This window comes from Actinosynnema sp. NPDC023658, from assembly GCF_040639995.1.
Classification (GTDB): Bacteria; Actinomycetota; Actinomycetes; order Mycobacteriales; family Pseudonocardiaceae; genus Actinosynnema.
This window is the reverse complement of the sequence record NZ_JBFAAX010000108.1, coordinates 7,151-15,889: the sequence shown is the minus strand read 5'-3', so window position 1 is coordinate 15,889 and position 8,739 is coordinate 7,151. Positions and strand designations below refer to the sequence as shown.

Annotated in this window: 10 protein-coding genes; 2 read left to right on the top strand and 8 right to left on the bottom strand. The window is 72.3% G+C overall.

The window, feature by feature from the left end; all coding sequences use genetic code 11:
* The coding region (locus tag AB0G02_RS15085; RefSeq protein ID WP_360793997.1) for a DJ-1/PfpI family protein at positions 1-244 on the bottom strand (244 nt) is incomplete at its 3' end.
* Positions 245-259: 15 nt separating this feature from the next.
* Positions 260-1,225, bottom strand: a complete 966-nt coding sequence (locus AB0G02_RS15080; RefSeq protein WP_360793995.1) for a DJ-1/PfpI family protein — start codon at positions 1,223-1,225, stop codon at positions 260-262.
* 69 nt (positions 1,226-1,294) lie between these two features.
* Here AB0G02_RS15080 and AB0G02_RS15075 point away from each other — a divergent pair, with 69 nt between their 5' ends.
* Positions 1,295-2,044 (top strand): aminotransferase class IV, encoded by a 750-nt coding sequence (locus AB0G02_RS15075; protein WP_360793993.1) that lies wholly within the window; start codon positions 1,295-1,297, stop codon positions 2,042-2,044.
* A 7-nt stretch (positions 2,045-2,051) separates the two neighbouring features.
* On the opposite strand, the gene AB0G02_RS15070 is transcribed toward AB0G02_RS15075, so the two are convergent.
* The 4 genes from AB0G02_RS15070 to AB0G02_RS15055 form a co-directional block, all read right to left on the bottom strand.
* Entirely contained in the window at positions 2,052-2,501 is a 450-nt protein-coding gene (locus tag AB0G02_RS15070) for an Lrp/AsnC family transcriptional regulator (protein WP_360793991.1), read from the bottom strand.
* A complete protein-coding gene (locus AB0G02_RS15065; protein WP_360793989.1) occupies positions 2,498-3,625 on the bottom strand; it encodes a Xaa-Pro peptidase family protein in 1,128 nt (375 codons plus the stop codon). The genes AB0G02_RS15070 and AB0G02_RS15065 overlap by 4 nt, the downstream gene beginning before the upstream one ends.
* A 203-nt stretch (positions 3,626-3,828) precedes the next feature.
* Positions 3,829-4,326, bottom strand: a complete 498-nt coding sequence (locus tag AB0G02_RS15060; protein ID WP_360793987.1) for a methylated-DNA--[protein]-cysteine S-methyltransferase — start codon at positions 4,324-4,326, stop codon at positions 3,829-3,831.
* The gene (locus AB0G02_RS15055) at positions 4,323-5,591 is read right to left on the bottom strand and encodes an AlkA N-terminal domain-containing protein (RefSeq protein ID WP_360793985.1); all 1,269 of its coding nucleotides are present in this window, start codon (positions 5,589-5,591) and stop codon (positions 4,323-4,325) included. The genes AB0G02_RS15060 and AB0G02_RS15055 overlap by 4 nt, the downstream gene beginning before the upstream one ends.
* A gap of 80 nt (positions 5,592-5,671) precedes the next feature.
* Between AB0G02_RS15055 and ychF the strand changes: the two genes are divergently transcribed.
* Positions 5,672-6,751: a redox-regulated ATPase YchF gene (ychF, locus tag AB0G02_RS15050; RefSeq protein ID WP_360793983.1), complete on the top strand. Its 1,080-nt coding sequence runs from the start codon at positions 5,672-5,674 to the stop codon at positions 6,749-6,751.
* On the opposite strand, the gene AB0G02_RS15045 is transcribed toward ychF, so the two are convergent.
* Together AB0G02_RS15045 and AB0G02_RS15040 are read right to left on the bottom strand one after the other, a co-directional pair.
* Entirely contained in the window at positions 6,703-7,899 is a 1,197-nt protein-coding gene (locus AB0G02_RS15045) for a Shedu anti-phage system protein SduA domain-containing protein (RefSeq protein WP_360793981.1), read from the bottom strand. The genes ychF and AB0G02_RS15045 overlap by 49 nt on opposite strands.
* Positions 7,900-8,016: 117 nt before the next feature.
* Positions 8,017-8,613: a Uma2 family endonuclease gene (locus AB0G02_RS15040; protein WP_360793979.1), complete on the bottom strand. Its 597-nt coding sequence runs from the start codon at positions 8,611-8,613 to the stop codon at positions 8,017-8,019.
* Positions 8,614-8,739: the final 126 nt, after the last annotated feature.

Genomic DNA, 8,739 nt, shown 5'->3' with positions numbered 1-8,739 from the left:
CCACCACCCCGTCGGCCAGCACCTCCGCCCACCCGCCGCCGCCCGGCACGACGATCACATCGGCGCGGTCCAGCGCGTCGAACGTCGTCGTCGGCACGATCGACAGCCCCGCGTCGGTGCGCACCGGGTCGGGTGACGCGGCCACGAAGTGCGACGTCACCTCCGGCTGGTGCCCCAGCACCTCGTACGGACCGACCAGGTCCAACGCCGTCATCCGCGGGTAGAGCACGAAAGCCACGTCCATCCGGTTCCCCCTCGCTCACGCCGCACCGGTGGTGCGGAACCTGTCGCGGTACCCGCCCGGCGTCACGCCGAGCACCCGCAGGAAGGCCCGGCGCATCGTCTCCCCCGAACCGAAACCACCTCTCCTGGCCACGACGTCCAGCCCCTCGTCGCCGGACTCCAGCACCCCCGCCGCCGCCTCCACCCGCACCCGCTCGACGTACCGGGCGGGCGACACGCCGACCCGGCGCGGGAACACGCGGGCGAAGTGCCGGGGGCTCATCGCCGCGCGGCGGGCCATCCCGTCGACCGTCCAGCCGGCCGCCGGGTCGTCCGCGATCGCGTCCAGCACGGCCCGCAGCCCCGGTTCCCGCACCGGCGGCACCCGCGACCGCACGCTGAACTGCGACTGGCCGCCGGGCCGTTGCAGGAACACCACCATCCACCGGGCGACCAGCCGGGCCAACGCGGCGTCGTGGTCGCGCTCCACCAGCGCCAACGCCAGGTCGATGCCCGCCGTGACGCCCGCGGACGTCACCAGCCGCCCGTCCTGCACGTAGATCGCGTCCGGCACCACCTCCACGGACGGGTGGTCCGCGGCGAGCCGGTCGCAGTACGCCCAGTGCGTCGTGGCGCGGGCACCGTCCAACAGGCCCGCCGCGGCCAGCACGAACGCGCCGGTGCAGACGCTCGCGACCCGCCGCGCGCCGCCGGCGACGCGCCGCAGGTGGTGCAGCAGCTCGGCGTCACGGGCGGCCACGGTGAACGAGAAGCCGCCGACCACCAGGAGCGTGTCCACCCCGCCGGACACCTCCCGCAGGTCCTCCGCCTCCATCCGCAGCCCGCCGGTCACCTCGAACCCGCCGCCGACCGCCGCCAACCGCACCCGGTAGCCGCCGCGCGCCTTGTTCGCGCCGGCGAACACGTCCGCCGGGCCCGCGATGTCGGTCAGCGCCGCACCGTCGTACCCGACCACCAGCACCTCGCGTTCCACACCGACCACCCTCCCCACCACCCGTGACGGCGGCAACGACCCGCGACCCTCGATTCCCGCCACGCTACGGTCAGGCCCGTGCTGAGGATCGAGATCGACGGCAGGCCGCCCACCGCCGACGAGGTAGCGCCCGGCCTGCTGGCCAACTACGGGCACTTCACCGCCATGCAGGTGCGCGACCGCCGGGTGAAGGGCCTCGACCTGCACCTGCACCGGCTCGACCAGGCCAACCGCGAGCTGTACGGCACCGGTCTGGACCACGACCACGTCCGCTCCCTGCTCTCCCACGCGCTGGGCGACGACGTGCGCGACGCGGCCGTGCGGGTCATCGTGTTCGGCCTCGACGTGCCGTCGGTGATGGTCGTCGTCCGCCCGCCCGCCACTCCCCCGGCGACGCCCCAACGCCTGATGTCGGTCGACTACACCCGGCCGCTGCCGCACGTGAAGCACCTCGGCGGGTTCGGCCAGATCCACCACGGCCACCGCGCCGAGCGGGCCGGTTACGACGACGCCCTGCTCACCGCCGGCGGCGTCGTGGTGGAGGGCGCGATCGCCAACATCGCGTTCCTCGACGGCGACGACCTGGTGTGGCCGCAGGCCGACTGGCTGCACGGCATCACCATGCAGCTGCTGGAACGGGCGCTGCCGTCACGCCGCGAGGTCGTGTGGCTGGCCGACGTCGGCCGCTTCCGCAGCGCGCTGCTCACCAACTCCATCGGCGTCGTCGGGGTCGCCCGGATCGACGACGTCGAGTTCCCCGCCGACACCGCGGCACTCGCCCGCGTCCAGGACGCCTACGACGCCATCCGCGCCGACCCGGTGGCCTAGTTGCCCGTCAGACCGCGGGCGGCCGGTCCTCGTACGGCGTGGACAGCACCACCGTCGTCCGGGTGGACACGTTCGCCACCTCGCGGATCTGCCTCAGCAGCTCCTCCAGCGCCGTCGGTGACGCCACCCGCACCCGCAGCACGTACGACGCGTCACCGGCGACCGAGTAGCACGCCTCGATCTGCGGCAGGTGCTCCAGCCGCTTCGGGTAGTCGTCCGGGGCCGCCGGGTCGATCGGGGTCAGCGAGATGAACGCGGTCAGCGGCAGGCCGATCTCGTCGCCGTCCAGCCGCGCCGCGTAGCCGCGCACCACACCGCGCTGCTCCAACCGCCGCACCCGCTGGTGCACCGCGGACACGCTCAACCCGACCCGCTCCGCGAGGTCGGTGAAGCTGCACCGGCCGTCGGCGGCCAGTTCGCGCAGGATCGCGCGGTCGGTCGGCTCCAGGGTCGTCACGCGGGCAACACCACCAGCTCGTGCGGTCGGTTGTTGACGCTCTCCACGCCGTCGGCGGTGGCGACGACGATGTCCTCGATCCGTGCGCCCCACCGGCCCGGCAGGTAGATGCCGGGTTCGACGCTGAACGCCATGCCCGCCTCCAGCGGCAGGTCGTTGCCGCCGACGATGTAGGGGTCCTCGTGCACGTCCAGCCCGATGCCGTGGCCCGTGCGGTGCACGAAGTACTCGCCGAAGCCCGCGTCCGCGATGACGTCGCGCGCCGCCGCGTCCACCGCCTCGCACGTGACACCCGGCCGGACCGCCTCGACGGCCGCCCGCTGCGCCGCCTGCAGGACCGCGTAGGTCTCCCACACGTCGGCGTCCCGCGGCTCGCCCAGCACGTAGGTGCGGGTGGAGTCGGAGTTGTAGCCCTCGGCCACCGGGCCGCCGATGTCGACGACCACCACGTCACCGGCCTCGATCACCCGGTCGGACACGTCGTGGTGCGGCGACGCGCCGTTCGGGCCGGAGCCGACGATGACGAAGTCGGCCGCCACGTGCCCCTCGGCCACGATCGCCGCCGCGATGTCCGCGCCCACCTCGGCCTCCGTTCGGCCGGGGCGCAACCACTCGGCCATGCGCGCGTGCACCCGGTCGATCGCCGCGCCCGCCTTGCGCAGCGCGGCCACCTCGACGGCGTCCTTGCGCATCCGGAGCTCGCGCAACACCGGTCCCGCCAACACCTGCTCACCGCCCAGGGTGTCGCGCAACCCCAGCACGTGCAGCGCGGGCATCATGTCCGAGACCGCCGTCCGGCTGCCCTTGACCGCCCGCTTGACCAGGGCGTACGGATCCTCGCCGTCGACCCAGGTGGCGACCTCGACGCCGAGCGCGTCGGTGGGCACGCCGACGTACCCGGGCTGCTCCAGCTTCGGCACCACCAGCACCGGCGACCCGCCGACGGGCAGCACGAGGCAGGTCAACCGCTCAAAGGACGTCCCGCCCGCGCCCAGCAGGTAGCGCAGGTCCGAGCCGGGCGCGATGAGCAACGCCTCCACGCCCGCCACGGCGGCCGCAGCAGTAGCCCGGTCGAGGCGCGCGCGCAGGGCGTCGACGTCGACGGGCCCAACTTGGGTCGACATGGGAGGAAGCCTAGTGGTGCGGAGCCCATCGCACGCCAACAAGCAGCCGCCGGGGGCGGGGGGCGCGCGCCGGCGGCCGGGGGGGCCGCCGCCCCCGCCGCCCCGCGCCGCCCCGCGAAGGCGGCCGCCCACCCCGCCGCCGTCCGCGCGACGACGACTGACCCCCTGGCCGGCCTCGCGACGACGGCCGACGCCCCGGTCGGTCAGGACTCGTGGTTCAGCAGCCAGCGCTTCACGTCCGGCCCCCAGCGGAACGCGCCCAGCACGCCCCCCGTCCGGATCACCCGGTGGCACGGGACGAACAGGGTCGCGGCGTTGCGGGCGCACGCGCTGGCGGCGGCGCGGACCGCGGCCGGCCGGCCGGCCAGCAGGGCGTAGTCGGCGTAGCTGATGGGCTTGCCCGCCGGCACCGTGCGCAGCGCGTCCCACGCCTGCCGCGTGAACTCACCGCCGCGCTGCCGGACCGGGATGTCGTCGATCGCGCGCAGGTCACCCGCGTGGTAGGCGCGGACGGCCCTGGTCACCGCGCCCAGGTCGCGGCGGGGGGTGAGGGTCGTCGGCCGCAGCGTCGGTGACACCTGCGGCAGCAGGTCGTCCGCGCTCGCGGTCCACCCGCTGGCCAGCACGGCGCCGTCCATGGCGACGATGGCGGTGAAGGGGCTGATCGGGGTGTCGATCGTCGACACGTGGCCGGTGCTCACGCAGTCCTCCTGAGGTGCATCGCGGCGTACGAGCGCCAGGGGCGCCACGCGATGTTGTCGCTGGTCAAAGGGATGTCCGGGGCGCCGAGAACGCGCATCACGACGTAGGAGGCGACCTCCGGGCCGACGCCGGGGAACGCCGACAGCTCGGCGTGCAGCTCCTCCGCGTCACGGCCGACGTCGACCTTCAACGTCCCGTCGGCCAACGCCCGCGCCACCGGGGAGTCGACGGCGGACGGCGCCGGGTACAGGTGCGTCACCGGCCCGTCCGGCTGCTCCAGCGGCTCGCCCGCCACGTGGTGTCCGAGCGCCCTGAGCAGGGTCTCCGCCCCGTCGACGCTGCCCGGCAGCCGCACGCCCGGCCGGGCCAGGACCGACGGGCGCAACGCCGGGTCGCCGGCCAGGAAGTCGTCCACGGCCACCGGGTCGGCGTCGAGGTCCAGCAGCCGCCGCACCCGGCTCACCGCGCTGCCCAGGTCGCGCAGGTCGGTCAACCGCAGCGAGCACGACACGTACCCGTCGGCCGGTTCCAGCCGCACGGTCGCCTGGCCGTGCGGCAGGCGCAGCGACCGGGCGTAGCAGCGGTCCGTCACGTGCTCCACGCCCGGGATCGCGTCGGCCCGGAAGTGCGCCAGCAGGCCCTCCGCGTCGAACGGCGGCCGGTACGGCAGGCGCAACGTGATGCGGCCCGCCGTGGTCGACGCGGCACGGGTCGAGCGCATCACCGACGGCGTGGTCGCGAAGACCGCCCGGATCGTGTCGTTGAACTGCCGCACGCTGGCGAAACCGGCGGCGAACGCCACGTCGGTGAGCGACAGGTCCGTCGTCTCGATCAACAGCCGGGCCGAGTGCGCCCGGTGCGCGCGGGCCAGTGCCAGCGGTCCCGCGCCCAGTTCGGCGGTCAGCACGCGCGTCAGGTGCCGTTCCGAGTAGCCCAGCCGTGACGCGAGACCCGGCACGCCCTCCCGCTCCACCACGCCGTCGGAGATCAGGCGCATGGCGCGGGCGGCCAGGTCGGCCCGCAGGTTCCACTCCGGCGAGCCCGGCACGGCGTCCGGCAGGCACCGCCGGCACGCCCGGTAACCGGCGGACTGGGCGGCCGCCGCCGTCGGGTAGAACTCGGCGTTGCGGCGCTTCGGCGTCACGGCGGGGCAGGACGGCCGGCAGTAGATCCGGGTCGTGCGCACCGCGAGGATGAAGCACCCGTCGAAGCGGGCGTCGCGGGCGGCGACGGCCCGATAGGCGCGTTCGTCGTCGAGGAGCATGGCGACCACTCTGCCAGCGACAAGAGGTGGGGTCTCGCGGGAATCGGACACGGCGTTGGAGGCGCGTAGACTCACCCACCGTGAGTTTGACCCTCGGTATCGTCGGGCTGCCCAACGTCGGCAAGTCCACCCTGTTCAACGCCCTCACGCGCAACGACGTGCTGGCGGCGAACTACCCGTTCGCGACCATCGAGCCGAACGTCGGGGTGGTCCCGCTGCCGGACGCCCGCCTCGGCAAGCTCGCGGAGATCTTCGGCTCCGAGCGCGAGGTGCCGGCGGTCGTGTCGTTCGTCGACATCGCGGGCATCGTGAAGGGCGCGTCCGAAGGCGCGGGCCTGGGCAACAAGTTCCTCGCCAACATCCGCGAGGCCAACGCGATCTGCCAGGTCATCCGGGTGTTCGACGACTCCGACGTGATCCACGTCGACGGCCGCGTCGACCCGGGCTCGGACATCGAGACGATCAACACCGAGCTGATCCTGGCCGACCTGCAGACGCTGGAGAAGGCCATCCCGCGGCTGGAGAAGGAAGCCCGCACGCAGAAGGACCGCCGTCCCGCGCTGGAGGCGGCGCAGAAGGCGCGCGAGGTCCTCGACGGCGGTCGCACCCTGTTCGCCGCCCAGTCCGAAGTGGACGGACCGCTGCTGCGCGAGCTGAGCCTCCTCACCGCCAAGCCGTTCCTGTACGTGTTCAACGCCGACGAGGCCGTGCTCACCGACGAGGCGAAGCTCAAGGAGCTGCGCGAGCTGGTGGCGCCCGCGGACGCGGTGTTCCTCGACGCCAAGGTCGAGGCGGAGCTGCTGGAGCTGGACGAGGAGTCCGCCCGCGAGCTGCTGGAGTCGATCGGCCAGCACGAGCCGGGCCTGCACGCCCTGGCCCGCGCCGGCTTCCACACCCTCGGCCTGCAGACCTACCTGACCGCGGGCCCGAAGGAGTCCCGGGCGTGGACGATCCCCCAGGGTGCGACGGCACCCCAGGCGGCGGGCGTCATCCACACCGACTTCGAGCGCGGCTTCATCAAGGCCGAGGTGGTCTCGTTCGCGGACCTGGTGGAGGCGGGCTCCATGGCCGCCGCCAAGGCCGCCGGCAAGGTCCGCATGGAGGGCAAGGACTACGTGATGGCCGACGGCGACGTGGTGGAGTTCCGCTTCAACGTCTGACCGGTGGCGAGCGACCGCTCGGCCGCATCGAGGAGCTCTTTGTAGGTGAGCACCTCGATGCGGTTGAGGTGGCCGTTCTGGATGCGGAGCACCTCGTTGATCTCGGCCTCGGTGGCCCGCGGCTCGAACTTCGGGTGACCGATCAACACCATCGCGTTGGCGCGACGGGTGTCGACGAAGTGGTCGGTGAGTATGTCGTGCCGGTTCTCGTCGAGCCCGACGAGGTAGTTCGAAGCCTGGCCGATGGCTCGGTGGACGTTCGCCGTGACCACCGGGGCTTTCCCGTAGTGCGTGACGACCTGCGTGTTCGCCTTCTTCAGCTCGACGACGCACAAAGATCCGTCGGGCCGCAACAGCGGGATGTCGACTTCCTGCCCGGCGACGAAGCGGCGGCGGTCGGCTTTGCCCACGTACTGTCCGCCGAAGATCCAGAGGTGTTCTTCCAAGGCCCTGTGGATGTCGAATTCTGACGACTCGTGGTTCTCGACGATCGAACGGAGGTACTTGAGCCCGTCATTGCGCCGTTTCGCCTCCGCCGCCCGGAGGATCGCGTTCCCGCTCTCATCCGCGGCAAGCGCGGCAAGCGCATCGGGATGCAGAGTGATCCTCCGCGCCGCTTGGTCCAGGTCTTCGACGTCGATGCGCTCCGTGATCATCACTTTGATCCACTCGGCCAACTCGGCTCGCCCGCGCAGTACGCGGTACCTGCCCGGACGGTCTTCCGGCGCATCCATGAACGGCAGGTCGGCTGCCGTCGTCTTCAAGTGCTCGAGCAGGTCTGAGGCGGATGCCGTCGTGTTGTGGGCGACGAATGCGGTCGCCTGCTCGGTCCACCAGGTGCTGCTTGCGGTCAGGAGCTTGTGCAGGGTCTCCGGTGTGTCGTCCCGAGCCTCCGGGAAATACGGGTAGCGCCTTTCCATCTCGGGTTTTAGCTGTCGGTCACTGGCGTAAGCGATGCTGTCGCGCAGTCGCCTGAGGACTTCTTCGCTCTCCCTCGGATCGGCCAGCGCCAGTGCTGCCTCCATCAGTTCCAGCAGGAGTCGACCGCCCCGAGGCCGCGTCCTTCCGCTGTTGATGTGGCTCAGGACGTCCCGGATGGAGTCTCGGACGTCTTCGTCGGAACACAGGTCGCGAGCCTGTTCCAACACGTGTGTCAATGTTCGGTCACTTCTCACGCTCACGCGGCCAGTGTGCAATGGCGCGCGAGTTCTACCGTCCACCGCTGATGATGTTCAGTCGAGTGGCCCAACGGGCTGATCCCACGGTCAGTCGCGGGGTACGAGCTTCGCCAGGTCGAGGTCGAGCTCGAACGGCAGCGTGAGGTGCAGGGAGTCGCGGAAGACGCCGGTCGGGGCGTAGGACCCGGTCGGCTCGTCCAGCTCGTAGACGTGCACGACCGGGCCGCCGGCCTCGTCCTCGACCAGCCAGAAGTGCGGGATGCCGGCTGCCGCGTACTTGCGCGGCTTCACCGTGCGGTCGCGGAAGGTGGACTCGGGGGAGACGACCTCGACCACCAGCAGCACGTCTTCCGGCTGGAACCACGTCCGGTCCGGGTCGAAGGACGCGGAGGTCACGAGGACGTCGGCCTCAGGTCGGTTTCGGGCGTCCAGTCGGATCGTCATCCCGCGCTCGACCTCGATCCCTGCCGGAGCCTGCTCCCCGATCGCCTCGGTGAGCACGCTCTGGACGCGGCTGTGCCACAGGCGTTGCGGACGGGTCCTGAAGACGAGCGCACCGTCGACCAGTTCGGTGTGAGGTGGCGCTTCGACGAGCTGGTCGAGGTCGTCGGCGAACCAGCCCTCCGCCCTCGGCGGGTACGTCCACGCCGGCGGGGTGGCGGGTTCGGTGCGTTCGACCTCCATGGTCGACAACGCTAGGCACTGCGCGCGGATCCGGTAGTCGCACGATGGCGTGCCGTCGACGGCTCGCGGGCCGGCGGTCCGCGGCGGACAGGGCTGGGACAGGCCTCGGGGCGGTGCGCTCAGGTG